The sequence below is a fragment of the Actinokineospora cianjurensis genome (assembly GCF_003663795.1).
Lineage (GTDB): Bacteria > Actinomycetota > Actinomycetes > Mycobacteriales > Pseudonocardiaceae > Actinokineospora > Actinokineospora terrae.
In genome coordinates this window covers 25,512-50,158 of the sequence record NZ_RCDD01000007.1, presented here as the reverse complement: position 1 = coordinate 50,158, position 24,647 = coordinate 25,512, and the positions used below count along the sequence as shown (strand labels likewise).

22 protein-coding genes are annotated in these 24,647 nt (G+C 70.5%); 9 read left to right on the top strand and 13 right to left on the bottom strand.

Going from position 1 to position 24,647, the window contains the following annotated elements:
- Positions 1-345: 345 nt before the first annotated feature.
- Complete coding sequence (locus CLV68_RS28840; protein ID WP_121394130.1) at positions 346-2,280, bottom strand: SpoIIE family protein phosphatase; 1,935 nt, start codon at positions 2,278-2,280, stop codon at positions 346-348.
- A gap of 131 nt (positions 2,281-2,411) precedes the next feature.
- Here CLV68_RS28840 and CLV68_RS28835 point away from each other — a divergent pair, with 131 nt between their 5' ends.
- Positions 2,412-2,618, top strand: a complete 207-nt coding sequence (locus CLV68_RS28835; protein WP_121394128.1) for a hypothetical protein — start codon at positions 2,412-2,414, stop codon at positions 2,616-2,618.
- 10 nt (positions 2,619-2,628) lie between these two features.
- On the opposite strand, the gene CLV68_RS28830 is transcribed toward CLV68_RS28835, so the two are convergent.
- Entirely contained in the window at positions 2,629-2,895 is a 267-nt protein-coding gene (locus CLV68_RS28830; RefSeq protein WP_121394126.1) for a DUF4235 domain-containing protein, read from the bottom strand.
- 2 nt (positions 2,896-2,897) lie between these two features.
- The gene (locus CLV68_RS28825; RefSeq protein WP_121394124.1) at positions 2,898-3,185 is read right to left on the bottom strand and encodes a DUF3618 domain-containing protein; all 288 of its coding nucleotides are present in this window, start codon (positions 3,183-3,185) and stop codon (positions 2,898-2,900) included.
- Positions 3,186-3,588: 403 nt separating this feature from the next.
- Between CLV68_RS28825 and CLV68_RS28820 the strand changes: the two genes are divergently transcribed.
- A complete protein-coding gene (locus tag CLV68_RS28820; RefSeq protein ID WP_147460199.1) occupies positions 3,589-3,954 on the top strand; it encodes an ATP-binding protein in 366 nt (121 codons plus the stop codon).
- An 11-nt stretch (positions 3,955-3,965) separates the two neighbouring features.
- On the top strand, positions 3,966-4,751 hold the full coding sequence (locus CLV68_RS28815; RefSeq protein WP_121394315.1) for a SigB/SigF/SigG family RNA polymerase sigma factor: 786 nt from the start codon (positions 3,966-3,968) through the stop codon (positions 4,749-4,751).
- Here the strand turns inward: CLV68_RS28815 and CLV68_RS28810 are convergent.
- A complete protein-coding gene (locus CLV68_RS28810; protein ID WP_342772820.1) occupies positions 4,748-5,035 on the bottom strand; it encodes a WhiB family transcriptional regulator in 288 nt (95 codons plus the stop codon). The two genes, CLV68_RS28815 and CLV68_RS28810, sit on opposite strands and share 4 nt — an antisense overlap.
- 326 nt (positions 5,036-5,361) lie before the next feature.
- Entirely contained in the window at positions 5,362-5,859 is a 498-nt protein-coding gene (locus CLV68_RS28805; RefSeq protein ID WP_170224644.1) for an STAS domain-containing protein, read from the bottom strand.
- Between CLV68_RS28805 and CLV68_RS28800 the strand changes: the two genes are divergently transcribed.
- Both CLV68_RS28800 and CLV68_RS28795 read left to right on the top strand, forming a co-directional pair.
- The gene (locus tag CLV68_RS28800) at positions 5,858-6,592 is read left to right on the top strand and encodes an HAD family hydrolase (protein WP_121394117.1); all 735 of its coding nucleotides are present in this window, start codon (positions 5,858-5,860) and stop codon (positions 6,590-6,592) included. The genes CLV68_RS28805 and CLV68_RS28800 overlap by 2 nt on opposite strands.
- Positions 6,589-8,967, top strand: coding sequence for a glycoside hydrolase family 65 protein (locus CLV68_RS28795; protein ID WP_121394115.1), 2,379 nt, complete (start codon positions 6,589-6,591; stop codon positions 8,965-8,967). The genes CLV68_RS28800 and CLV68_RS28795 overlap by 4 nt, the downstream gene beginning before the upstream one ends.
- Here the strand turns inward: CLV68_RS28795 and CLV68_RS28790 are convergent.
- On the bottom strand, positions 8,947-9,909 hold the full coding sequence (locus CLV68_RS28790; protein ID WP_121394113.1) for a DNA topoisomerase IB: 963 nt from the start codon (positions 9,907-9,909) through the stop codon (positions 8,947-8,949). The genes CLV68_RS28795 and CLV68_RS28790 overlap by 21 nt on opposite strands.
- 208 nt (positions 9,910-10,117) lie before the next feature.
- On the opposite strand from CLV68_RS28790, the gene CLV68_RS28785 reads away from it, so the two are divergent.
- Positions 10,118-14,218, top strand: a complete 4,101-nt coding sequence (locus tag CLV68_RS28785) for a phage tail protein (RefSeq protein WP_147460198.1) — start codon at positions 10,118-10,120, stop codon at positions 14,216-14,218.
- Complete coding sequence (locus CLV68_RS28780; protein WP_121394110.1) at positions 14,211-14,876, top strand: hypothetical protein; 666 nt, start codon at positions 14,211-14,213, stop codon at positions 14,874-14,876. The genes CLV68_RS28785 and CLV68_RS28780 overlap by 8 nt, the downstream gene beginning before the upstream one ends.
- A gap of 1 nt (position 14,877) precedes the next feature.
- On the opposite strand, the gene CLV68_RS28775 is transcribed toward CLV68_RS28780, so the two are convergent.
- The 4 genes from CLV68_RS28775 to CLV68_RS28760 form a co-directional block, all read right to left on the bottom strand.
- A complete protein-coding gene (locus CLV68_RS28775; RefSeq protein ID WP_147460197.1) occupies positions 14,878-15,681 on the bottom strand; it encodes a hypothetical protein in 804 nt (267 codons plus the stop codon).
- Between the two features lie 259 nt (positions 15,682-15,940).
- A complete protein-coding gene (locus CLV68_RS28770; RefSeq protein WP_121394106.1) occupies positions 15,941-16,618 on the bottom strand; it encodes a DUF998 domain-containing protein in 678 nt (225 codons plus the stop codon).
- 778 nt (positions 16,619-17,396) lie between these two features.
- On the bottom strand, positions 17,397-18,767 hold the full coding sequence (locus tag CLV68_RS28765; RefSeq protein WP_121394105.1) for a tryptophanase: 1,371 nt from the start codon (positions 18,765-18,767) through the stop codon (positions 17,397-17,399).
- A 38-nt stretch (positions 18,768-18,805) separates the two neighbouring features.
- Positions 18,806-19,882 (bottom strand): tryptophan dimethylallyltransferase family protein, encoded by a 1,077-nt coding sequence (locus CLV68_RS28760; protein WP_246010158.1) that lies wholly within the window; start codon positions 19,880-19,882, stop codon positions 18,806-18,808.
- A 663-nt stretch (positions 19,883-20,545) separates the two neighbouring features.
- Here CLV68_RS28760 and CLV68_RS28755 point away from each other — a divergent pair.
- Positions 20,546-21,895 carry a hemolysin family protein gene (locus CLV68_RS28755; protein WP_121394102.1) on the top strand — a complete coding sequence of 450 codons (1,350 nt, stop codon included), beginning with the start codon at positions 20,546-20,548 and terminating at the stop codon, positions 21,893-21,895.
- The gene (locus CLV68_RS28750; protein WP_121394100.1) at positions 21,892-22,923 is read left to right on the top strand and encodes a hemolysin family protein; all 1,032 of its coding nucleotides are present in this window, start codon (positions 21,892-21,894) and stop codon (positions 22,921-22,923) included. Before CLV68_RS28755 ends, CLV68_RS28750 begins: the two co-directional genes overlap by 4 nt.
- Positions 22,924-23,230: 307 nt before the next feature.
- Here CLV68_RS28750 and CLV68_RS28745 read toward each other — a convergent pair whose 3' ends face one another.
- The 3 genes from CLV68_RS28745 to CLV68_RS28735 are packed head-to-tail and all read right to left on the bottom strand — an operon-like array spanning position 23,231 to position 24,646.
- On the bottom strand, positions 23,231-23,827 hold the full coding sequence (locus tag CLV68_RS28745; RefSeq protein ID WP_177215348.1) for a GTP-binding protein: 597 nt from the start codon (positions 23,825-23,827) through the stop codon (positions 23,231-23,233).
- Positions 23,808-24,179 (bottom strand): DUF742 domain-containing protein, encoded by a 372-nt coding sequence (locus CLV68_RS28740; protein ID WP_092774327.1) that lies wholly within the window; start codon positions 24,177-24,179, stop codon positions 23,808-23,810. Before CLV68_RS28740 ends, CLV68_RS28745 begins: the two co-directional genes overlap by 20 nt.
- Positions 24,179-24,646 carry a roadblock/LC7 domain-containing protein gene (locus CLV68_RS28735; protein ID WP_092774893.1) on the bottom strand — a complete coding sequence of 156 codons (468 nt, stop codon included), beginning with the start codon at positions 24,644-24,646 and terminating at the stop codon, positions 24,179-24,181. The genes CLV68_RS28740 and CLV68_RS28735 overlap by 1 nt, the downstream gene beginning before the upstream one ends.
- Position 24,647 lies beyond the last annotated feature (1 nt).

The window sequence follows — 24,647 nt, the reverse complement described above, 5'->3', positions numbered from 1 at the left end:
TCGCCTGCGGCATTGCGTGGGTGCGCGAGAAAGCGAAGAGCTCGATGGGGCGAACTTGTTTTGCGCGGGGCCCTTACAACAACCGTGGCAGAACCACAAAGCAGGGGCCCAAAAGCAGGCCCTGCCGCGTGAACGACGCTACGGCTGCTGTCCCCCCACACAAAACAAGTCCACCCCATCGAGCCGGCCTGGCACCAGCGGATCCGAGGAGCGGTTCGGGCCAACGCCTGTACGGGGCGCGTGTGGGCCAACGATCGTGAAGGCCGGGTGGAGACCACCGTCGTAGAGGGGCGCGTGAGGCCAACGTCGCAGAGTCTTGGACCGGCGGGGAGGTGTGGGGGTGGGTTATTCGGTGCTGTAGACCGGGAGGAGTTGGTCCAGGCCGCTGGCGGTGAAGGCTGCGGCGGCGGGGCTTTCGGGGGGTGTGATGAGGCGTAGGTCTCGGGCGGTGGCTCGGAGGTCCGTTACCTGTTCGTAGAGGACGCGGAGGGCGGCGCTTGTCAGGAGGTCTACGTCGGCCAGGAGGATGGTGCAGGTTCCTACCCCGCTGCGGGCGGCTTCTTGGAGGGCGGAGCGGAGTTCGCCCGCGTTGGAGGAGTCGAGGACGCCGGTGGCGAATACGCGGACGGTAGTGCCAGAGACCTCGGTCTTGACCGAGAACGAGTGCGGGGCCGTCAGCGGGTGTGGTGGGTCGAAGTCCGGTTGGGGGACCGGGGGGCGGCGGATGGTGCGGCGCATGTGGACAGTCGTGCCGGTGTCGCCGGTGTCGACGGACAGGTGGTCGCTGCATTCGCGCATCATCAGCATTCCGCGGCCGCGATAAGGGCTGCGTTCGACTGGTTCGCGCCAGGTACCTGTATCCGCGACAGTCACCTCTACCCCGCCGATGCCGTCAAGCTCCGCCAAGACCGTCACGGTTCCGCTGTGATCCCGGTAGCCGTGTTCGATCGAGTTCGTGACCGCCTCCACGATGCACAACGCGATCCCCATGCGGTCGTCGCGGTGCGCGGAAAGAGCGTCGAGCCAGGCGTTGAGTTCGCGGTGCAGGACCACGAGTTGTTCCGGCGCCGCGGGTAGCGCCAACTCAAGACGAGGAGCCGGGCCTGCGAGGACCGTGGCGGCGAGCACGGTCACGTCGTCGCGGGAGGTCTGGTTGTCGACCATCGCGGCCAGGGCGGAGCACAGGCGGTCGGGGAGGTCGCGCGGGTCGGTGGCGGTGTTGCGCGCGGCGACGTGGGCGACGCAGTCGACCAGGCGGTCGCGGGACTCGGTGAAGCCACGACCTGGGGCCTCTACCACGCCGTCGGAGTACAGGACGAGGGTCTCGCCCTGGGTGAGCGTGGTGTACGCGACGGGCGAGTCGAGGTCGAGGTAGGCCAGCGGCGGGCCGATCGGGCCGTCGAGGAAGCGCGGCACGCCGTCGGCGCCAAGCAGCAGCGGCCGCGGGTGCCCCCGGCTGCCGTGCTCCAGCACCCTGGTGAGCCGGTCGAACACCGCGACGCACACCGTGGACCCCCGGGCGTCCGGTGACAGCCGGGCGATGGTGTCGAGCGCGCGGAGGACCTCGCTGACCGCCCCGCCGCGCACCAGCCGTTCGGCCGCGACGGCCCGCAACTGCCCCATCGCCCCGGACGCGGTCGGCCCGTGCCCGACGACGTCACCGAGCACGAAACCCACGCGGTCGCCGGGCATCGGCACTACGTCGTACCAGTCCCCGCCCGCGGTGTGCCACTCCCCCGCGGGCACGTAGGCCGCGCCCAGTCCGAGGTCGGGCAGCAGCGGTAGCCCTGTCGGCAGCAGGTTGCGTTGGAGTTGAAGGGTGACCCGGCGCTCGGCTGCGAGCCGTTGCCGCACCTCGGCCACCTCTGCCTGCGCCGCATGGCGTTGACGCACCGAGGCCGTAACGTCGATGCAGTGCGCCACCAGCACCCACGTGCCGTCCGGGGCCACGATCCGCACCACGCTGTAGTTGAAGTAGCCCTCGACCATGTCGCCGTCGCCGGTGATGTCGACCTCGACCCGACGCTCGACGCCCAACTGCGGCTCGCCGGTGCGCGCGACCTGGTCGAGCAGCTCGAACACCTGCTGGCCCGCCGCCTCGGGCACGGCCGCGCGGACCGGGGTGCCGATCAGCCCGGGGCGGTCCCCCACGCTGGCCCTGGCCAGTCGGTTGGCGGCGCGGATGCGGTGCTCGGGACCCGTGAACAGCCACATGATCGCGGGCGCTGTCTCGAACGCGAGCGCCGCGGCGTCCGTCTCGTACAGTTCGATGCCCCCCATCACGCCCCGGACCCGAGGCGGCCGGATGCCCGGCAGCCGCTCCCCCGCCGGTCAGCCTGGACCCCGCACGGGTGACACGCAACATCGACCGGCCCGGTGTGGGCGGCGTCCATCCGGGATACCCACGCTGGGTGAGCGACGACAAGAACGCGGAAACCGGCAAAGCCGACACCCCCGAGGCCGACGAGTTGCTCGACCGCAGCACCGAACCGCTCGACGACTACGCCACCAGCGAGGTCCACGGCCCCGTCCAGGTCGACACCGCGGAAGCGGACGCGGACGCGGTGGAGGACGAGTCGCCTGCCCCCGGGCCGGACGCCCAGGAGCCGCCGGACTGAGTGGTCGGCATCAGTCCTTCTCGTCGAGGTGCTCGCCGGTCAGCTTGCGGAACCCCTTGGCACCCGCACGGTCGACCCCGGCCTTGACCACGCCGAAGATCGCGCCCTGCAGCAGCGCGGCGAGCAGGACCTCGCGGGTGGAGTGGTCCGGTGACGTCGCCTCCGGCGCCTCGTCGTCGCCGGACACCCCGCGCCAGACCCGCTTGAACAGCACCCCCGCGAGCAGGCCGCCCAGGACGCTGACGAGCAGGCTCAACGGCCGGTACAGCAGTCGCACGACTACCTCCCCAGCAGTCGGATCAGCAAGGCGACGAGCGCGGCGGAGACCGCGGCGGCTCCCAAGGCGACCGGGACCGGGTTGCGGCGCGCGAGCACGACCGCGGCATCGGCCTTGACCTTGGCCTCGTGCGCGCGCTCGGTGATCGCCCCGCGCACCTGCTCGGTCTTCTCTCCCACGCGGCGCTTGACGTCGGACTTGGCCACCAGCGCGTCGACCGTCTCGGCGAGGTCGCCCCTGGCCTGCTCGATGTCGGCGCGCAGCGCCTCCTGCTCGGCGTGCTTGCTCATCGGTGCGCACTCTCCTTCACGACTGCCACGTCCCGCTGGGTGCTCTTGATCGCCTGCTCCGGGATCGGCGGGGTCGCGTGCTTGACCCGGTTGGCCGCCACCGCCGCGAGCACGCCCGCGAGCCGACCAGTTCACCCGTAGACGGCTCAGTCGGGTCGTTCACCCGTGTCGTCGGTTTCGACTCGTTCATACCCTTGAGCTACCCGCTGCCACGTGCTGTTACTCCTGCGCCGCGGCGCGGGCTTCTCGATGCTCTAGTCACTACAGGCCGTCACGCAGGTGTGGAACCGGCTGCGCTGGGTATTCAGGGTCAGTGACCGACCCGCAGCACCCGCGCCGAAGGCTGGCGCCCGCCATCGCTTCCCCGACGACCCCGCCCACGGGTGAGGTCGTGGAGCTCCGAGTGGACGCCTCCCACACGCAACTGCCGTTGGTGCGGACCGTGTCCGGTGCGGTGGCCATGCGCAAGGACTTCGACATCGACTCGATCGCGGACCTGCGGCTGCTGGTGGACGAGGCGTGCGCGATGGCGCTGACCCGGGCCCTGCCGTTCGGGACGATGGTGGTGCGGTTCCTGGTGGCCGACGACGGCGTCGAGGTGCGGTGCTCGGTGCCGGTGCTCGACGAGGCGCCGCTGGAGCGCTCCGGCCTCGGGTGGACGCTGGTGTCCTCGCTGGCCGAGTGGGTGCGCGACAGCGTGCTGCCCGGGCCGGTCTTCCCGGAGCTGGTCATCGAGTTCGGCATGGCGAACAGGACGGCGCACGAGTGACGCAGCCCCAGATGGCCACCTCAGCCGAACGCGCGGAGAACTCCGGATACGCCCACCTCGCCCCGTTGCTCGCCGAGTTCGCCGAACTCCCGGCTGGCAGCCCGCGGCGCGAGCGGCTGCGCTCGTCGCTGGTCACCGAGTTCCTGCCGCTGGCCCAGCACGTGGCGCGGCGCTTCGCCAACCGCGGCGAGCCCTACGACGACCTGCTGCAGGTGGCCACGGTCGGGTTGATCAACGCCATCGACCGGTTCGACCCGAGCCGGGGCAGCGACTTCCTGTCCTTCGCGGTGCCCACGGTGATGGGCGAGGTGCGCAGGCACTTCCGGGACGCGAGCTGGTCGATGCGGGTCCCGCGCAGGCTCAAGGAACTGCACCTGGCCATCGCCGGGGCCACCAGCGAGATGTCGCAGCGGCTGGGGCGGGCGCCGACGCCGCGGGAACTGGCCGAGCGGTTGGACATGCCGGTCGAGGACATCTACGCCGGGTTGCAGGCGGGCGCGGTGTACCGGTCGCGCTCACTCGACGAGATCCTCGGGCCGCAGGACGAGACCGGGTCGGTTGGGGACCGGATCGGTGTCGAGGACACCGGTATGGCGGACGTGGAGTACCACGAGACGCTCAAACCACTGCTGGCACGGCTACCTGAACGCGAGCGTCAGATCCTGATCCTGCGCTTCTATGGCAACCTCACGCAGACGCAGATCGCGGACAAGGTCGGGCTTTCGCAGATGCACGTGTCCCGGCTCTTGGCCAAGACCCTCGCAGGTCTGCGCGAGATGATGACCGAGGACCTCTAGACCGCGGCAACTTCAGTGCCTCTAGGCGCAGGGATCCGCGCGGCACGGCGGAGGTCGGCGCGCTCGCGTTCGTCCAGACCACCCCAGACGCCGTAGGGCTCCGCGGTGCGCAGGGCGAAGTCACGACATCGGCGGAGAACCGGGCACCGCGAGCAGACCAGCTTGGCCGCCTGGACCCGTCGGTCGCGGGCGAGGCCGCGTTCGTTGTCCGGGCTGTAGAACCGGTCGACGGGCAACGTCTGGCAGGCGCCGTGGGCCTGCCACGGCTCGGGGGCTCTTCTCACCCCGGTCGAGTAGCCCCGCGGCACCCGCGCGAAACCCCACGCACCTCTACCGAGTGATGACACTCGGTAGTGGACGAGGCGCGCGGGGTGCGGTGGTGCGCCGCCGACCGGACTGGGGTGGGGGGGTCGTCCGGTCGGCGGCTCGTGTCGCCGTCGCGGAGGCACACGGCGTGCGTCCAGCGACGTTGGGGGAACATCTCCGGGAAACGTCCGCGGGTCTTCCTCCGCGCGGCGACACCCGGTCCAACGCGCGAGCGGGGTCAGGCGTTCCCGGACGGAGGTGGCGCTGGTCACTCTCCGGAGTAACCCGGTGGTAACCGGCAGGATCAGCCCGCGAGCGCGTCGGCCACCGTGGGGCGCAGGTCGAGCAGGTCGGCGAGCCCGCTGATCTCCAGCACCCTGGTGGCCATGGACTCGCCGACCACGAGCCGGAAGACGGTGCCCGCGGTGTCGGCGCGCTCGGCGGCGCGGGCCAGGTTCGCCACCGCGGCCGACCCGAAGAACGTCACCTGGTCCAGGTCGACCACGACCAGGGCGGCGCCGCCGTCGATCGCGGTGACCATGGCGTCGGCGAAGCGGGGCGCGGTGAGCAGGTCGATCTCGCCGCCCGCGCGGACCACGACGGCACCCTCGGGGTGTTCGTCGACGGTGACCTCCAGCAACTGCGGCGAGGCGGCACCGGGGGCCGGGTCGGGGGCGGGCGTCGAGGCTGGCATGAACACAGTGTCCCAGGAGCGTCCAGCGGGCGGCAGCGCGAACCCCGCCGTGGCGGCCATACCGAGTTGACCTGCCGCGTGGCCGTGGCGCCGGTAGCGTTCAGGCATGATCGGTCTCCCCGGCGCGGTGACGGCCTGCCTGTTCGACCTCGACGGCGTGCTGACGAGCACGGCGACCCTGCACCGCATCGCGTGGCAGCGGACCTTCGACGAGTTCCTCGCGCACCGCTCGGACGGTGACCGTTCGCCGTTCACGCTGCACGACTACACCGCCTTCGTCGACGGGAGGCCCCGCGCGGACGGTGTGCGGACCTTCCTGTCGTCGCGTGGGATCCAGCTGCCGGAGGGGGACGCGGACGACTCGCCGGACGTGGAGACCATCAACGGCGTGGGGAACCGCAAGAACGAGTCGCTGCTGCGGCTGATCGATGAGAAGGGCGTGCAGCCCTACCCGGGTTCGGTCGCGTACCTGGAGGCGGCGCGCGCGGCGGGGTTGAAGATCGCGGTGGTGACCTCGTCCGCCAACGGGGAGCACGTGTTGGAGGTGGCGGGTCTGACCTCGTTCGTACAGGCCCGCGTCGACGGCATCACCATCGTCGAAGAGCGGCTGCGGGGGAAACCGGCGCCGGACTCGTTCCTGGCCGGGGCGCGCGCCCTGGGTGTGGCGCCCGGTGAGGCTGCCGTGTTCGAGGACGCGTTGTCGGGCGTGGAAGCGGGGCGCGCGGGCGGGTTCGGTTACGTCGTCGGTGTCGATAGGGCTGACCAAGCGGATCAGTTGTTGGAGCACGGCGCCGACATCGTCGTGGACGACCTGGCGGAACTGCTGGACGGGGCGAAGTGAGCGGCGGTTTCGACCTGGCACCGTGGGAGCTGCGGTGGAGCGGGCTCGCTGTGGACCAGTTGCACCGCACGGAGTCGGTGTTCGCGTTGTCCAACGGGCACGTGGGATTGCGCGGGAGTCTCGACGAGGGTGAGCCGGTAGGGCTACCGGGGACGTACCTCAACGGGTTCTACGAGGAACACGCGTTGCCTTATGCCGAGGCCGGTTACGGCTACCCCGAGGCGGGGCAGACCGTGGTCAACGTGACCGACGGCAAGATCATCCGGCTGCTGGTCGAGGACGAGCCGCTGGACATGCGCTACGGGCAGGCCCTGGAGCACCACCGCACGCTGGACTTCCGCACCGGGGTGCTGACCAGGGAGACGCTGTGGGAGTCGCCGACCGGCCGCCGGGTGCGGGTCCGCACGCGGCGGCTGGTGTCGTTCACCCAGCGCGCGGTCGCGGCCATCCGCTACGAGGTCGAGCCGGTCGCCGGGGACAGCGCGGGGCCGGAGAAGACGCAACTGGTGGTGCAGTCGGACCTGTTGGCCAACGAGCCGATCGAGAGCCGCACCCGGGACCCCCGGGTCGCACTGGCGCTGAAGTCGCCGCTGGCCGGTGAGTCGCACCACTGCTCGGGGCTGCGGGCGGTGCTGGTCCACCAGACCAAGGAGTCCGGGCTGCGGGTCGCGGCCGGGATGGACCACGAGCTCGAGGACGTGCCCGGCCTGCGCACCGAGGTGTCGGCCGAGGACGACCTGGCGCGGCTGACGGTGGCGGCCGACATCCCGGTCGGTGGCGTGCTGCGGCTGACCAAGTACCTGGGCTACGGCTGGTCGAGCACGCGCTCGGGCCCCGCGTTGCGCGCGCAGGTGGAGGCGGCGCTGGCGGGCGCGCTGCAGACCGGCTGGGAGGGGTTGCTCGCCGAGCAGCGGGCGTTCCTCGACGACTTCTGGGAGGCCGCCGACGTCGAGGTCGACGGCGACGACGAGCTCCAGCAGGCGGTGCGGCTGGGGTTGTTCCACGTCCTGCAGGCCGGGGCGCGCGGGGAGAGCCGAGGCATCCCGGGCAAGGGTCTTACTGGCCCTGGTTATGACGGGCACGCGTTCTGGGACACGGAGACGTTCGTACTGCCCGTGTTGACGTACACGATGCCGAAGGCGGCAAGAGACGCGTTGCGATGGCGGCACTCGACGTTGTCGTTGGCGCAAGAGCGCGCCGAGGTACTCGGTAAGCGCGGCGCGGCGTTCCCATGGCGGTCGATCAACGGCAAGGAGTGCTCTGCGTACTGGCCCGCGGGTACGGCGGCCTTCCACGTCAGCGCTGACATCGCCGACGCGGTCGCCCGGTACTACGCGGCGACGTTGGACGCGGAGTTCGACCAAGCCGCGGGCACGGAACTGCTGGTGGAGACCGCCCGGCTGTGGCGGTCGCTAGGACACCACGACCCGCACGACGGGTTCCGCATCGATGGGATCACCGGGCCGGACGAGTACTCGGCGGTGGTGGACAACAACATCTACACGAACCTGATGGCGCAGAAGAACCTGCGTGAGGCCATCGCGGCGTGCGAGCGCAACCCGAAGGTCGCCACCCGGTTGGACGTGACCGAGGGCGAGCTGGCGGAGTGGGCGCGCGCGGCGGACCGGATGCGCCTGCCGTTCGACGAGCTGCTCGGGGTGCACGAGCAGGCCGAGGGGTTCACTGCGCACGAGGAGTGGGACTTCGGGGGGACCGAGGCGGAGAAGTACCCGCTGCTGTTGCACTACCCGTACTTCGAGCTCTACCGCAGGCAGGTCGTGAAGCAGGCGGATCTTGTTCTGGCCCTGCACCTGCGCGGGGACGCGTTCACGCTAGAGCAGAAGGCCGCTGACTTCGCCTACTACGAAGCCCGCACCGTCCGGGACTCGTCGCTGTCCGCCGGAACGCAGTCGGTTGTCGCGGCCGAGTGCGGTCATATGGATCTCGCGTACGCCTACCTGGCCGAGGCAGCGCTTACCGATCTCAACGACCTGCACCACAACGTCGCCAACGGCCTGCACATGGCGTCGCTGGCGGGGGCGTGGCAGGCGATCGTGGCCGGTCTGGGCGGCATGCGCGACCACGGCGGCACGCTGACCTTCGCGCCCCGGCTGCCCGACGCGCTGGACCGGGTCGCGTTCCGGATGTCCTACCGCGACAGCCGCATCCAGGTCGAGGTGACCGCCGAGCAGGCCACCTACCGGCTGACCTCCGGTGACCCGGTGCCGACCCGCCACCACGGCGAGGACATCGTCATCGACGGCGAGATAACGCTGCCGATCCCCGCTCCCCCTGTCTTCCCCACCCCGTCCGCCCCGCCTGGCCGCGAGCCGCGCCGCCGGACGAAGGCGGGCTCAAGCACGCAGGAGCCGTAGGACGGCGCGTTCCAGCGGCACCCGGACGTCCTGCTCGCCGGTGGCGCGCCTGAGGGGGATCGTGCGCCCCTCGGTGAACGCGTCCACGACCCGTGGGTCCACATAGGACTTACGGGCCATGGCGGGCGTGTTGCCCAACTGCTCGGCGACGGTCCGCATGACCCGCGCCACCGCGCGCTTGCTCGGCGGCCCGTCGTACGCGGCGAACTCGGTGGCCGCCAACACGGTCGCGGTCCAGGTGCGCATGTCCTTGACGGTGAAGTCGTCGCCCGCGAACTCCTTGAACCGCTCGTTCACCTCACCGGCGTGGATCTCGCCGTCCCGGTGGTGGAACAGGCGGTCGTCATCGGCGCGCCCACGTCGTAGTGCCACGATGAGCTTGCCCAGCAGGGGGTCCTTGATGGTGGCCTCGCGGTGCTGGCCGCTCTTGGCGGGGAACGCGAAGTGGAGCTCCCCCGCGCGCGGGGTCACGTGCCCGCGGAGCAACGTGGACACACCGCGCGAGTCGTTCTCCTCGGCGTACTCCTCACCGCCGACGCGGAACACACCCCGGTCGAGGATCCTGAGCGCGCCCGCGAGCACCCGCTCCCTGGTGAGGCCCGGCTGCCCGAGATCGTGCTCGATCCGCTCCCGCACCCCCGGCATCCGCCGCGCCAACACCAACACCCGCTCGTGCTTCTCGGCGTCCCGATCCTCCCGCCACTGGTCGTGGTACAGGTACTGCCTGCGCCCCGCGTCATCAACCCCCACCGCCTGGATGTGCCCGCTCGGGTGCGGACAGATCCACACCTCCCGCCACGCGGGCGGCACGGCCAACCCCTTGACCCGAGCCTTCTCCCCCTCCGTCACCACCCGCCCGTCATCCCGGCTGTAGGCAAACCCCCGCCCCACCCGCCGCCGCCGAATCCCCGGTGACGCGCAATCACTGCGCCGCAGTCGCACGAGCGGGGGTGTTCCCGGGTTCGGACCTGCTGAAACTCCGCTCGCCCCACATCGGGTCGATCGTGGCACAGCGGGTCGGCGAGCCGTCAGTCCCACGGGGGTCTACGCCCTTCCGGGAAGCCGCAATCGTCCGCTGACGCGGCCTCCGGTCCCGGCCGGTTCCTCCAGACTGGGCTGAGCAGGAGCCCGCGCAGGTCTGGGGGGACGCGTGAAGACACCGGCTGACGGTGCCCAGGAACGTCCTGAAGCGCAGTCGGCCGTGCCGCGGCCGCGGGAGTCAGGCCCGGTTCGGCTCGGGCGGGCGGTGAATCCGGCCGCGGTGCAACGGTTGCAGCGGGTGGCGGGCAACCGGGCGGCGGTGCGGCTCCTCGCGCGGCCGTCGGTGCAGCGGCTGGAAACGCGGGCGGCGGCGGAGTCCGATGCCAAGTTCGCCGCCGTCGCCAACGAGGTGGAAGGCAAGCAGGGCACGGCGAAGGCGCATCCCCCGCCCGGCACCGAGGCCGCCGCTGCGGCAGCGGCCGCGACCCCGCCCCAGGATGACAAGGAGGCGCAGGGCAAGACGGCCAACGCGGAGAAGATGAATGCCGCGAAGCCCGGGGAGTTCGACAAGGCGGCGTTCGTGCGGGCGGTCAACGAGGCCATTGCCGCGCAGGCGCCCAAGAACCTCGACGAGGCCGACAAGTTCGCCGACTCGGGCAAGGCCGACGCGGTCAAGGGTCAGGTGCAGGGCCAGGTCTCCCAGGGTAGGCAGCAGTCGGCCGAGCAGATCGAGACCACCACCAAGGCGCCGCCCGACACCGGTGCCGCGCAGGAGAAGCCGGTCACCCCGCTCGCCCCGGACCGCCCGCCGCCCGCCTCCGCCGCGCCGAACGCCGCCAATGCCGTGCCGGACAAGGCATCCGCGGCGGCCACCGACTTCTCCGCCGGTCCGGCCGAGGTCGACCAGCGGATGGCGCGGGCCGAGGTCACCGAGGACCAGTTGGCCAGGTCGAACGAGCCCGAGTTCGCCGACGCGTTGCGGGAGAAAAAGTCCGCCGAGGCGCACGCCGCCACCGCGCCGGGGCAGGTGCGGGCCGCGGAGGCGCAAACCCTTGCCGGGACTAAGAACAACGCCGCGCAGGCCGGAGCGACGGCGATGACCGCGTTCGCGGGCGACCGGACCAAGGCGGGCGCGGAGGTCACCGCGGGCAAGCAGGGCGCCAAGGGCAAGGACGAGTCGCAGCGCGCGCAGGTCACCGCGACCCTGCAGAAAGTCTTCGACGCCACCAAGTCCGACGTCGAGAAGATCCTCGGCGAGCTGGACAAGAAGGTCGAGGACCGGTTCACCGCCGGGGAGAAGGCCGTCCGCGACGCGTTCACCGCCGAGCACGAGCGCAAGATGGCCGACTACAAGGACAAGCGGTACTCCGGGCTGCTCGGGCCTGCCCGGTGGATCAAGGACAAGGTCGCCGGGATGCCCGCCGAGGTGAACCGGTTCTTCGACGCCGCGCGGCAGAACTACGTCAACGGCATGCAGCGGGTCATCTCCGAGGTCGCCGACCTCATCGGTGGCGAACTGAACCGCGCCAAGGCCCGCATCGCCGTCGGCCGCGCCGAACTGCGCACCGCCGTCGACTCGCTGGCCCCGCAACTGCGCGCGATCGGCAAGCAGGCCGCCGACGAGTTCGCCGGGAGGTTCGACGAGCTGACCGAGTCCGTCGACGCCAAGGGCGACGCGCTCGTGCAGACCCTGGCCTCGAAGTACAACGACGCGCTCAAGTCCGTCGACGAGGAGATCGCCGCCGAGAAGGACAAGAACAAGGGCCTGGTGGCCAAGGCGGTCGACGCGGTCAAGGGCGTCATCGACACCATCCTCAAGCTCAAGGACCTGCTGCTGGGCATCCTGGCCAAGGCCGCCGCGGTGATCGGGGCCATCCTGCGCGACCCGATCGGCTTCCTCGGCAACCTGGTCAGCGCGGTCGGCGCCGGGCTGCGCGGGTTCGTCGCCAACATCGGCGAGCACCTCAAGCGCGGCCTGGTCGGCTGGCTCTTCGGCGCCATGCCCGCCGCGGGCCTGCCGGTGCCCGCGCGCTTCGACAGCCCCGGGATCATCACCATGATCGCCACCCTCCTCGGGCTGACCTGGGAGACCATCCGCGCCCGGGTACTGCGCCGCGGCGTCCCGGAACAGGCGATGGGCGCGGTCGAGGCCGCGGTGCCCGAGGTGGCGCGACTGCGCTCCGACGGCGTCGGCCCGGTCCTGCGCGACGCGGTCGGCGACATCAAGGGCGCGCTGTTCGGCAAGATCGCCGAGTACCTGGTGCCGACCGTCCTCGTCGCGGGCGTCACCCTGATCATCAGCCTGCTCAACCCGGCGTCGGCGTTCATCCGTGCGATCAAGATGATCATCGACTTCGTCCGGTTCCTGATCGACAACGCCGCCCAGATCATGGCGTTCGTCAACACCGTCCTCGACGCCGTCATCGCCATCGCGGGCGGCGGTGGCGGCGGCGTCCCGCTGCTCGTCGAGAACGCGCTGGCCGCGGGCATCCCCCTGCTCATCGGCGCCCTCGCCGCCCTGCTCAACCTCGGCGGCGTCACCGCCAAGGTCAAGTCAATCGTCGGGTCCCTGGGCAAACCGATCACCAAGGCCATCGACCTCGTCATCGACAAGATCGTCGCCGCGAGCCGCGCGATCCTGGGCAAGGCGCGGCGCGGTTCGTCGGAGCACGGCAAGCGACACGAGACGGCAGTGCCCGGACAGCACGCACCGGCTGGACCCGGAAAGCGACGACCCGGATCTGGTCAGCGGCGCGAGCCCGCCGGGCGCGGCAAGCCGGGTGCCGACCGGGCACGCGGCGCGGACGCGCGCGAGCAGGCCGCCATCGCCGACGCCAGACGCGCCCTGGCGCGGTCCGACACCCGCGCCCAGATCGCGGACCGCCTGCCCGCGATCGAGCGCAAGCACCGCGTCCCCCTACACCTGGTCACCGACGTCAAGACCCCGGACAGCGAACTGCTGCACGTCCAGACCGCCCGGACGGCGCGCAAACGGGTGCGGGCCACGGCGGCGGAGCGGGCCGCCAAGGAGCAGCGGCGGGAGGACAGGTTCCCCCGGTATCTCTTCGCCTTCGGCAGCAAGTTCCTGGGGAAGGCCCTGCTGGAGTGGTGGCAACACCAGTTGAGCCGCACGACGATCTGGTCGGACAGGTCCATCCTGCGGGGCTCGGCCGAACACGGGACGAAGGTGCTGCGGGACGCCGGGTACCAGAAGGCGATCTACGCGAAACACGTCGCGGGCAGGAAAGTCCGGCCGGACAAGCCCACGCTCTGGTGGAAAACGATCTTCGTGGCGTCCAGCGACACCCGGACGGACTTCCTCACCGGTGTCGGCAAGGCATCCGAGGACAAGATCCGGACCGACGTCACGGAGCACACCAAGGGAAAGGGCGGGAAGGATTACACAACCCTCGCCTTCGACGTGAGCAAGGGGCGCTACGGCAAGTACCTCCCCATGCCGGGAAGCACCCCGCCACCGGACGTCGACTTGGAAAACGCCGTTCGCTCACACCCGGGGAAGATCATCGGATTCCTCAAGTCGATAGCACGCGGGGACGCCGTCAACGGGATCAAGTACGACCGGTTCAAGAAGCTCTGGGACACCCACTCAGGATCGCGGGCCTGGTTCAAGGACATGTACCGGGCGGTGGACGAGGGCAAACACGAGTGGATACCGACGAACTACATCGACAAGGTGCTCGATGTCGCGGTACGGAGCCGGGAGAAGCTCAGGTACGGCTACCTGCTGGCCCACGACTGGATCACGTTGCAGCACGAGCTCCGCTCCTACACCTGCCATGTGATCTGGGAGATCACGCCCTCACCCACCGCGACCATTCTCGACAAGGAGGCTATCCACGCCCACGCTGGGGCTTTCTCGGACAAGAGCAAGAATGTCTACAACGGACGCGATTCGATCTGGCACGACAAGCTGCGAACCCTCTTCGCCGACTTCGTCGAAGGCGATTCCCCCGGAACACCGGCAGATTTCGTCACGATGATGCGAACACTCCTCAGGAACGGCGAATTGATGTGGAATGGCTCGCTCGCCGACTTCTCACCCAGGCTGCACGGCATCCCGATCGACGCGACCTACAAAGAGATCGAAGTCACCGGAAAGGAGGACACCCGAAAGGAGACACGTCAGCACGTCGGCATCACACTCGGTGAACTGGGCAGAATCCACACCAGGAACTTCACGCGAGTCGAAACCAATTTCCTGAACGCGTACGACAACCTCATCGTCAAAAGGGGGCTCGGAAGTGGCTGACGTGTGTGATCCCGCGGTGGCGGCGGCGTTGGAGGAAGCCATCGGACACGCGCTTCCCGTGCGGGACGAGGAATGGGCGAGCGTCCCCGATCTTGCGATCAGCAACGCCCGTGACCTGACCGGGCTGGGGCGCTGCGGTGGGCTGGAACTGCTCGTCCTGCTCGGGTGCGACGCGGTCGACCTGACCGAGGTGGCCGGGCTGACCGGGCTGCGGTCGTTGGTGGTCAGGGACAGCGGGCTCGTCTCGCTCGCGGGACTCGGCGCCCAGCCGTTGTTGCGGGCGGGGCTCGCGCGCAACCTGGTCGTCGACCTGGGTCCGCTGTTGGACGTGACCACGCTGTTGGACGTCAGCGTCGAGGGGAACCCGCTGTCCGACGATTCGTACGAGCGGGTGATCCCCGAACTGCGCGCGCGGGGCGTCTGGGTGGAGTGCTCGGAGCCGCGGGAGTGGCGGCTGACCCGGCAGTTGCAGAACGCGGGATTGCCGTACTGCTGCTACCGCGACGACAGCGGTCTCCGGCTCAACAGCCCGGGGCTGCGGCACACCGACACACCCGAGTTCGGTCACCCGGTCGTGACGGAGGAGGAGTTGACGTCCGCGTTGGCCTCGGACCCCCAGCAGGTGCACGCGCTGTTCGCGCGGCGCGACGACATGTGAGTCACTTGCTGTGTTCCAGCGCCCAGCGGGCATGGGTGTTGCGCCAGCCGACGCCGCGGCGGGTGGCGGGGTGGATGAGGGGGATCCAGCGGAGTTCGCGGGCACCGAGGGGGACGTGGTGGGGGGTGCCGTAAGAGCCGGTGAGGCGGAAGGGGACGCGGTCGGTGCCCGCGAGGCCCGCGAAGACGTCCGCTGCCTCCCGACCGAGGGTGATCACCAGCGGGGCGTCGGCGTCCTTCAGCTGGCGGAGGAGTTCGTGGCCCTCGTGGCGCAGCGCGCGGTGCACGAGCTCGCGGCGGTCGGGGCGGCGGTGCAGCGCGGAGCGGGGCAGGCCGGCGGCGGTGGCGAACCGGTCGTACTCGGCGATGGCGTTGGCCTGGCGGTCGCCGGACTTCACGAAGTACGTGGGGACGCAGTGGGTCTCGTAGACCGCCCGGTGGTCGAGGCCGAGCGGGTCGAGCACCTCGGTGACGACCAGCCGCGCGGCGTCGGGCGGGTCGGTGACCTCGACGGTGCCCCAGTCGGGGCGCCAGCCGACGGACCCGCGCCAGCTCGCCACCCGGTCGGCCGGGTCGGTCGTGGTCGGGCAGGTGTCGGGTTCGTCGTCCACGGCGAGCGCGGCGACCTGCCCGCCGCCGGGTCGGTGCCAGCGCACGCGCAGGGCACCGGGGTAGAGGCCGAGCAGGAAGGCATCGGCGCGGTCGGTCTCGGGGAGGCGGGGGGCGCGGCGCACCGCGGGTCGCCCGAACGGGTAAACGCCGACGACCGACGGTGACCAGGCTTCATCGGTACAGACTTCGATCACGACCACCGTATCGCCGGTCGGACGTCCGACGTGACACCGGACGCCCGAACACCCCCTGGTCGGGATGGCTCAACCCGAGCGGGCCGCGGGACGGTTCCATGATCGAACCGCGCTGAGCAGCCCCCGATACACAGCCTTCCAGGGCGCACCGACAGGGCCCGGTGAACGCGGGGCGGGGTGTGGATAGCTGGGGGATGGGGACAAGGCCGCGCGGCGAGGGGGTGCGGGAAGAAGGGGGTGCGGGTAGAGGGTGAGACAGCTAGGGGTGGGGCTGGTTAGGCGGGGTGAGGGTTGGGGTGTGGGTGGGGCGGCGGAGTAGGCCGAGTAGGAGGAGGGCCAGGGCTGCTACGGCGGCGCCTGCGATGAGGCGTTCTACTAGGCCCAGGGGGACGAAGCGCCACCACGGCTGGCCGCCTGCGAGCATGTTGAGGGCGCCTATGACGATGGTGCCGAAGGAGAGCAGGGACAGGGTGCTCAAGGCCCGGGTGGACCAGCGCCACGCTCGGTGATCGGGGAAGACCTGGCGGGCGGCGGGGAGGGTGGCCAGCGGCAGGGACAGGAAGGCGGCGACGCTGGCGTAGCGGTGGATCATGCCGCCGGTGCTGGGGCCTACCGACCAGTTGTTCTTGGTGAACAGGACGATCGTCAGCAGGCTCAGGGTCCAGATGGCGCCCAGGACCGCGGTGGGGACGTGCGCGCGGCGGCGCCACAGCAGGGTGAAGGCCAGCGCGGACGCGGCGGCGATCAGCACGAGGGCGGTGTCGAAGAGCCACTTGTTGTCGCTGAGGGCGTACTCGCTGATCGTGCGCCGCACCGGGCTGATGTCGGCGGTCGGCGGCAGCACGTGCAGCGCCAGCAGCAGCGCGACACCACCGAGCAGCCCGCCGAGCGCCCACAGCGCCCCGGTCTCCCGCCTGGTCCGCACGACAACAGCCATGCGGACCAGGGTAGGCAGGGACCCTGTGGCGGAACTGAGAACCACACGGGCACCAACTCCACGCGACACGAGCAGCTACGCGGGCACCGGCTGCACGCGACACCAGCAACCACACGGGCGCCAGCTCCACGTGCCACCGGCAACCACACGGGCACCAATCCCACGCAGCACCGGCAACCACACAGCCACCGACCCCACGCGGCACCGGCAACCACACGGGCGCCAGCTCCACACGAGCAACCACGCGGGCACCGGCTCCACGCGACACCAGCAACCACACGCACACCGGCTCCAAACGGCACCCAACAACCACACGGCCGCCAGCCCCACGCAGCACCAGCTCCACGCGGCACCGGCAACCACACGGGCACCAACCACAGGCAGCACCGGCAACCACATGGCCACCAATCCCACGCAGCACCAGCAACCACATAGCCACCGGCTCCACGCAGCACCAGCAACCACGCGACACCAGCAACCACCGACCCCACGCGGCACCAGCAACCACACAGCCACCGGCTCCACGCGACACCAGCAACCACACAGCCACCGGCTCCACGCGACACCAGCAACCACACAGCCACCGGCTCCACGCGACACCAGCAACCACACAGCCACCGGCTCCACGCGACACCAGCAACCACACAGCCACCGGCTCCACGCGACACCAGCAACCACACAGCCACCGGCTCCACGCGACACCAGCAACCACACAGCCACCGGCTCCACGCGACACCAGCAACTACACGGGCACCAGCTCTCCAGGCGGCACCGGCAACTACGCTGGCACCGGCTCCACGCGGCAGTTGAAGTGCCGTAGCAGCGGCGGCGACGACACCATCCGGTAGCCGGGGACCCGCTCGGGGTTCTTCGCGATCTCCGCCACGACCTCGGCGACGTACTCCAGGTGGCTCTGCGTGTAGACCCGGCGCGGGATGGCGAGGCGGACCAGTTCGAACGGGGCGGGTTTGACCAGGGCGCCGTTCTCGTCCTCCTCCCCCAGGTACAGGGTGCCGAGCTCGGCGCAGCGGATGCCGCCCGCGAGGTACAGCTCGGTGGCCAGCGCGTGCCCGGGGTACTGGGCGGGCGGCAGGTGGGTGAGCAGCCGCCCGGCGTTGAGGTAGAGGGCGTGGATGCCCGCGGGTTCGACGATGGACACGCCCGCCGCCTTGACCAGGTCGCCGAGGTAGCGGGTCGCGGCGGCGCGGGCGGCGAGGTAGCGCGGGTCGACGACCTCGCGCAGGCCCTGGGCGAGCATCTCCAGGTCGCGACCGGCGAGGCCGCCGTAGGTGCGGAAGCCCTCGGTGGCGATGAGGACCAGTTCGCACCGGGCGGCCAGGTCCGGGTCGCGCAGCGCGAGGAACCCGCCGATGTGGGCGATGGCGTCCTTCTTCAGCGACGCCACCGCGCCGTCGGCCAGCTCGAACGCGGCCCTGGCGACCTCGGCCGGGGTCTTGTCCGACCAGCCTGGCTCGCGCTGCACGACCAGCCACGCGTTCTCGGCGAAGCGGGCCGCGTCGAGGAAGAACGGCACCCCGTGCTCGCGGCACAGGTCGCGCACCGCGGTCAGGTTGGCCATGGACACCGGCTGACCGCCGCCGCCGTTGTTGGTGATGGTCATGACCACCACGCCGACCGACTCGGGGCCTGCCAGGGTGGCGCGCAGGGCGTCGAGGTCGATGTCGCCCTTGAACGGGTGGTCGCTGTCGAGGTCGGCGGCCGCCGCGCAGGGCAGGTCGACCGGGGTGCCGCCCGCGAGCAGGACGTTGGCCCTGGTGGTGTCGAAGTGGGTGTTGCTGACGCACAACTGGCCCGGCTCGAGCAGCGCGTTGAACAGGATCCGCTCGGCGGCGCGGCCCTGGTGGACCGGGAAGATGTGCGGGTACCCGGTCAGCTCGTCGACGACCTCGCGGAAGCGGAACCACGACGCCGACCCCGCGTAGGTCTCGTCGCCGATCGCGCTGGCGGCCTGTTGCGCGGCCGAGAGGGCGCCGGTCCCGGAATCGCTGAGCAGGTCGATCGTGATTTCGTCGGCGCGCAGGTTGAACGGGTTGTAACCAGCCCTGGCCATGGCCGCTTCCCGGTCGGCCCTGGTGAGGATCGGAATGGGCTCGACGACCTTGACGCGGTACGGCTCCATGAGCGGCATCTGCGGTTTACGTCCTTTTCCTCGGCTGTTTCCCTGATTTACGCCGCGCCTGCCGCGACCCCGCCGGGGGCGGCGACGGCGTACGCCTCGGCGGACAGGTAGACGGTGATCCCCGGCCGCGGTCGGCCCATGCGCAGCGACACGTGCGCGATGAGCCCCACCCCCGACTCGAGTGGACGGTTGGTCACCGCGGCGATGGCGCGGTCGAGCACGGCGGCGTCGAAGCCGTGCCCGGACAACAGGGTCTTGGTCCTGGTGAGCGCAACCGCGTCGTCGGGGACGTAGTCGCGGACCGGCAGGTAGACGGAGAACCCGCTGGGTTCGCGTTGCCCGGCCAGGTAGATGTAGCTGGTGACCAGCGGCCTGCCGTCGTAGCTGTCGAGGCCGCCGATGGTCGACTCGAAGTCGGCGAGCACGTCGTGGTCGGTGAGCGGGCAGGCGGCGCCGAGGTGGGCGAGCTCGCGCAGCCCGGCGCGGAAGTGGCTCTGGTAGACCTTGACCCGCGAGCGCGGCGTGTCGTCGAGGTCGATCGCGAAGAACGAGAACCGGTCCAATGTGGACGTCGGGCGGGGCGCGTGCGAGCTCAGGTCCGGCCAGGCCGCGGTCAGGCCGAGCCGGTCGAGCCCGGCGGCGACCAGCCCCGGCGCGGCGGCCTGGCCGTGCACCTGCGGGTTGAGGTAGACCTTCACCGCGACCCGCGCCCTGGTGACCACGACGGAGAACCACAGCGAGAACACCCCGCGCGGCTCGTCGGGCAGGAACAGCCCGCGCACGGCCTCGAACCTGTCCAGCGCCAACGGGTAGCGTTCGGCCAGACGGTCTAGACAGGACAGCGCGGCGTCGAGGTTGGCCGAGGGTCCCGGCCTGCGCGCGACCGACTCGACCAGCAGCCGCAGCGTGTGCGAACCGTCCTGTTCGAACGCCACGGAGTACTCGACCGGGGTGTGGTCGTCGGCGACGTCCGAGCGCCACAGCGGTGGCTCGTCGAGCGCCCTGGCACCGGCGGGGCCGATGATGTCGGCGAGCACGGCGGCGACCTCGTCGGCCTGCTCGGCAAGACCGAGCACGGCGCACAGCCGTCGCACCTGGGCCCCGGTGTGTTCGTTGAGCGTCACAGCCCTCGACCGCGTGATCCTCACGTGCAGACCCCTACCCAGCCATTCACCCACACCGACGACACCAGGCAACGTACGGGTGAATACGAACAAGCCAGTACCGCCAAGGCGGTGATCCACTCCGCAGGTGCTCTTACTGAGCGTAAATGAGAAGAGCTGCCGAAAACCGCCGTTGCCGGATTGTGGGCGCCGTGCTAGAGACATTGCGGCCTGCACGGAGGGTCGCGAAAAAGCGACCGATTTCGTGTGAAGCAATTCACTTCGTGAAAAGTTTACCGGTATATCCGTACCCCGTCCGAGATCGACTGAGCAGTGCTTACACCCCGGCGCGGGTGGTACGGGGTGGTCTGGTCCTCCCGGCGCCCGTGCAGGTGCGCGTGCGCGTGGCCGTGACCCTGCGTGGGCGCCGAAGGTGAGAGCGATCTGCGTCACGTGAGACATCCGATGGTCCGATCGGGGTGTCGGCTTGACAGCACACCTCCGGTCAACTCGCCGAAGAGTCCATGATGGACACCGGGCAGGCCCGCGCGCCGCCCGGTGAAACGGACATCGTGTTAGCGTTGGTCGCATGAGTTCCACCGACGGCTGCAGTCCCGGGCCGGGTAGCGCCCGGCCCCCGACGCACCGCTCCCGCCGCCCCGGCACCGCCGCCCCGGAGGGCCGGTGCTGATCCTCGTCGGAGTCGTCTCCGTCCTGCTGCTCACCGCCGCGACCGGGTACTTCGTCGCGCAGGAGTTCGCCTATGTCGCCGTGGACCGCAACCGGCTGCGCCAACTCGCCGAGGACGGCGACAAGGCGGCCGAACGCGCCTACCGGGTGACCCAGCGCTTGTCGTTCATGCTCTCCGGCGCCCAGTTCGGCATCACGGTGACCGCGCTGCTGGTCGGCTACGTGTCCGAGCCGTTCCTCGGCGACGGCACCGCCGCGCTGCTCGGCCTGGCCGGGCTGCCCGCGGGGCTGAGCACGGCGCTGTCCATCGTGGTCGCGCTGCTGTTCTCCACCGTCGTGCAGATGGTCTTCGGCGAGCTCGCCCCCAAGAACCTGGCGATCGCCAAGCCGGAGGCGCTGGCCAAGGCGCTGAGCCGGTCCACCCTGGTGTACCTGGCGGTGGCCGGGCCGCTGATCCGGATGTTCGACAGCGCCTCGACCAGGCTGCTGCGCGCGGTCGGCATCGAGCCGATCGAGGAGCTGCCGCAGGGCGCCACGGCCGAGGACCTGCGCGGCATCATCGACGAGTCCCGCCAGGGCGGTCACCTGGACGCGGGCACGTCCCGGCTGCTCGAGGGCGGCCTCGACTTCCGCACCCTCACCGCGGGGCAGGTGATGACGCCGCGGGTCGACGTGCACCTGCTGCGCGCCGACGACCCCGCGGTCCGGGTGGTGCGACTGCTCGACACCGGCCGGTCCCGGTTCCCGGTGGTCGGCGCGGACATCGACGACGTGATCGGGGTGGTCGGCATCGCGGAGGTGCTGACGGTGGCCCCGGCCGCGCGGGCGAGCACCCCGGTGCGCGACATCGCGGTCGCGCCGCTGTACCTGCCCGACAGCCTCCCGCTGCCCGAGGTGCTGGAGCGGCTGCGCGCCGAGCACCGGCAACTGGCGTGCGTCGTCGACGAGTTCGGCGGCTTCGCGGGCGTGGTGTCCTTCGAGGACGTCGCCGAGGAGGTCGTCGGCGAGATCCTCGACGAGGACGACCACATGGAGGTCCAGGCGATCGCGCACGCCGACGGCTCCTGGTCGGTGCCCGCCCGCTGGCGGGTGGACGAGGTCGCCGAGGTCACCGGCATCGAACTGCCCGAGAGCGCGGGCTACGACACGGTCAGCGGCCTGGTCATGCAGCGCCTCGGCCGGGTCCCGCGCCCCGGCGACCACGTGGAGGTCGAGGTGGGCATCGCCGACGCCGACCTCGACGACGGCCCGCACAAGGCGGTCGTCGCCGTCACCGAGGTGCACCGGCACGTGCCGCGCACGGTGTTGGTGTCGGTCAGCTCGAAGGCGGGGGTGTCGGCGTGAGCACCGGACCGGCGTTGTTGGTGTCGTTCGTGCTCCTGGTCGCGAACGCGTTCTTCGTCGCAGCCGAGTTCGCCCTCGTGGCGTCCAAGCGGCACCGGCTGGAGGAGGCCGCCGCCGAGGGCAGCCGAGCCGCACGGGCCGCCGTCGCGGGGACCCGCGAGCTGTCGGTGATGCTGGCGGGCGCCCAACTCGGCATCACCCTGTGCACCCTGGGCCTCGGCGCGCTGGCCAAGCCCGCCGTGGCGCACCTGCTCGACCCGCTGTTCACCACCCTCGGCCTCTCGCCGTCGTGGAGCTACCCGATCGCGTTCGTGCTCGCCGTGATCATCGTCGTCTTCCTGCACATGGTCGTCGGCGAGATGGCCCCCAAGTCCTGGGCGATCTCGCACCCGGAGCGGTCGGCCCTGTGGCTGGCCCTGCCGTTCCGCGCGTTCACCCGCGTGACCGGCCCGGTGCTGACCATGCTGAACGGCCTCGCCAACGCAACGTTGCGCGCGGTGAAGGTCGAACCGCAAGACACCCTTGCGCAGGCACACGGACCGGACGACCTGCGGATGTTGCTGCGGGAGTCGCGGGAGCACGGCCTGTTGCCGGAACAGCAGCACCAGATCCTGTCCGGCGTGCTCCAGGTGCAACGGACGACGGTGGGGCAGGTCATGGCCCTGCGCTCGGCGATGATCGCGGTCCCCGACTCGGCGACGGTGGCGGAGATCGAGGACGTGTGCCGGACCAGCGGGCGCTCGCGGCTGTTCGTGCTGGACTCGACCGGGGAACCGACTGGGTTGGTGCACGTTCGGGACGCGGTGCGGGCGACGTTGTCCGGGTCTTCGGTGCTGGCTGGGGATTTGATGACCGAGCCGTTGGTGCTGCCTGCCGAGTCGACGGCCGCGGACGCGGTGGCTCGGATGCGGGGGGAACGGGCGCAGTTGGCGTTGGTGTCGTCGGGGGCGGAGATCGTGGGGTTGGCGGCGTTGGAGGATCTGCTGGAGGAGATCCTGGGCGAGTTCGAGGACGAGACGGACGCTTGACGGTGGCCGGGCCTGCTGTCCGGGTGGGTGGTTGTCCACATGGCCCTGTCCGCGAACGACGCTACGGGCAGTCCTCCCCCACACAAGACAAGTCCACCCCATCGAGCCTGCCTGGCACCAGCGACTCCGAGGAGCGCAGGGTTGGCCAACGTCGTTTGGGGGCAGGTTGGACCAATGCGGTAGAGGGGCACGTTGGACCAACGTTGCAGAGGGGCGCGTTCAGGCCAACGTCTGTGGGGGCCGACGGTGTTTGCGGGCGCGTCTATGCCAACGTTCGTGAGGGTGGTGGTGAGGGGTAGGAGTGGGGCTAGACGGGGGTTTTGCTGAGTAGGTCCATTGTGTACTGGACAAGCTCGACCAGGACGTCCTTGCTGGAGTCCTTGATGCGGGCGTCGCAGTTGATTATGGGGACTGTGGGGGCTATGTCTAGGGCTTGGCGGACTTCCTCGGCGGTGTGTTCCCAGGAGCCCTCGAAGCCGTTGACGGCGATGATGAAGGGGATGTTGCGGCGTTCGAAGAAGTCGATCGAGGGGAAGCTGGAGTCGAGCCTGCGGGTGTCGACCAGCACGATCGCGCCAAGGGCACCGTGGGCCAGTTCGTCCCACATGAACCAGAAGCGGTTCTGGCCCGGGGTGCCGAACAGGTACAGCACCACCTGCGGGTTGATCGTGATGCGGCCGAAGTCGAGGGCGACCGTGGTGGTCTCCTTGCCCTCGATGCCGCGCATGTCGTCGACGCCGACGCTGGCCTCGGTGAGGACTTCCTCGGTGCGCAGCGGGGGGATCTCGCTGACCGAGTTGACCATGGTCGTCTTGCCGACGCCGAAGCCGCCTGCCACCACGATCTTGATGGAGGTGGGGACCACCGGGGTGTCGCTCACCTGTTCAGATCCTCCGAATGCCATCGAGTACCGCCTGGAGCAACTTCGTGTCGTTGATCTCCGTGGTCTGGAACAGCGCGCCCGCTTGCACGTCGCCGCGTTCGATCAGGTCGGAGATGAGGACCTTGACCACCACGAGTGGGACGTTGAGGTAGGCGGCGACCTCGGCCACCGAGAGCGGGACCGTGCAGAGCTCGATGATCTGCAGGTGCTCCGGGGACAGGGTCGAGGGGTCCGACGGCTGGCGGGCGACCCGGACCTGGGTGACCAGGTTCAGGTTGGGCGCGTTGGGCCTGGTGCGCCCCCTGGTCATCGCGTACGGGCGGACCAGGGGTCCGGCCGCCTCGTCGAACCACCAGTCCGCCTCGCCGGACATCACGAGGGCCGACGGCCGGTCACCGTGACCGGGGCACCACCGCGCGGGGCCGAGGCCAGGTGCGCGCCGACCCGCTTGACCAGCATGTTCATCTCGTAGGCGATCATGCCGACGTCCGCGTCCTCCTCGCCGAGCACGGCGAGGCAGGCACCGCGGCCAGCGGCGGTGACGAACAGGAACGCGTGGTCCATCTCGACGATGGTCTGCCTGACCTGCCCGCCGCCGAACTGGCGGCCGGTGCCCCGCGCCAGGCTCTGGAACGCCGACGCCATCGCCGACAGGTGCTCGGAGTCGTCCTTGGACAGCTCGGCCGAGCGGCCGAGCAGCAGTCCGTCGGCGGAGAGCACGACCGAGTGGCGGATCCCCACGACCCGGCGGACCAGGTCGTCCAAAAGCCAGTTCAGCTGGTGGTCCTGACCGATCTTGTCGTTCACCTTGGGCTGTTCCTTCCCCGTCGTCCCCGCCATC

Bases quoted from the DNA above. Each gene is read 5' to 3' on its own strand.
- CLV68_RS28765 (WP_121394105.1), bottom strand. From the start codon at position 18,767: ATGCCGCTCATGGAGCCGTACCGCGTCAAGGTCGTCGAGCCCATTCCG.
- CLV68_RS28745 (WP_177215348.1), bottom strand. From the start codon at position 23,827: ATGGCATTCGGAGGATCTGAACAGGTGAGCGACACCCCGGTGGTCCCC.
- CLV68_RS28800 (WP_121394117.1), top strand. From the start codon at position 5,858: ATGATCGGTCTCCCCGGCGCGGTGACGGCCTGCCTGTTCGACCTCGAC.
- CLV68_RS28815 (WP_121394315.1), top strand. From the start codon at position 3,966: ATGGCCACCTCAGCCGAACGCGCGGAGAACTCCGGATACGCCCACCTC.
- CLV68_RS28740 (WP_092774327.1), bottom strand. From the start codon at position 24,179: ATGTCCGGCGAGGCGGACTGGTGGTTCGACGAGGCGGCCGGACCCCTG.
- CLV68_RS28840 (WP_121394130.1), bottom strand. From the start codon at position 2,280: ATGGGGGGCATCGAACTGTACGAGACGGACGCCGCGGCGCTCGCGTTC.
- CLV68_RS28825 (WP_121394124.1), bottom strand. From the start codon at position 3,185: ATGAGCAAGCACGCCGAGCAGGAGGCGCTGCGCGCCGACATCGAGCAG.
- CLV68_RS28735 (WP_092774893.1), bottom strand. From the start codon at position 24,646: ATGGCGGGGACGACGGGGAAGGAACAGCCCAAGGTGAACGACAAGATC.
- CLV68_RS28805 (WP_170224644.1), bottom strand. From the start codon at position 5,859: ATGCCTGAACGCTACCGGCGCCACGGCCACGCGGCAGGTCAACTCGGT.
- CLV68_RS28770 (WP_121394106.1), bottom strand. From the start codon at position 16,618: ATGGCTGTTGTCGTGCGGACCAGGCGGGAGACCGGGGCGCTGTGGGCG.